This is a genomic window from Vibrio sp. 1288, assembly GCF_033344475.1.
Genome location: NZ_JAWPOX010000877.1, coordinates 1 through 576, shown reverse-complemented (window position 1 = coordinate 576; position 576 = coordinate 1). Strand labels below are relative to the sequence as shown.

The 576-nt window shown below is 45.8% G+C and carries 1 protein-coding gene and 1 pseudogene; both read left to right on the top strand.

Going from position 1 to position 576, the window contains the following annotated elements; all coding sequences use genetic code 11:
- On the top strand, positions 1-273 hold a 273-nt coding region (locus R8O11_RS29860; RefSeq protein WP_318195211.1), incomplete at its 5' end, for a winged helix-turn-helix domain-containing protein.
- Positions 274-576 (top strand): annotated as a pseudogene (locus R8O11_RS29855) (two-component sensor histidine kinase); the annotation flags it as partial.

The window sequence follows — 576 nt, the reverse complement described above, 5'->3', positions numbered from 1 at the left end:
AAATCCTGCACTATGAACCAACAGCCTGTCGCATTAACCGACGGTGAGTTTGACTTGCTGTGGGTACTCGCCACTCATGCCGAGAAAACCCTGTCGCGTGAATGGCTCACCAAAACGTTACGCGGGATTGAGTACGACGGTACAGATAGAACCATTGACAACCGCATCGTAACGCTTAGAAAGAAATTGGGTGACGCGTCTTGCTCACCTCAAAAAATCATTACGGTACGCGGCAAAGGCTACCTACTAATGCCGGATGCATGGAACGCATAAATGAGAAGGATATATCTAGAGAGCTTTTTAGGTCTGATCATTCTTTTTCTCGCCAGTCTGAAAGGTTATGAGCTCATCGTGTATGAGCTCAATACTGATTATGACTACCTACTTCAAGAACACAGTTCGCAAGCTTTCTACGATTTACTCTCTCCTATCTATGAAGAAAAAGGGCTTGAATACACCAAAAGCGAGCTAGAAAAGTTTGCCACGGCAAGCCATCGATTGTTGCAACCTCACACCATGGATGAGCTCCCTCCTGAGGTGAAGGAAGTGTTCGATGAAGATCCTACTGCTAACATC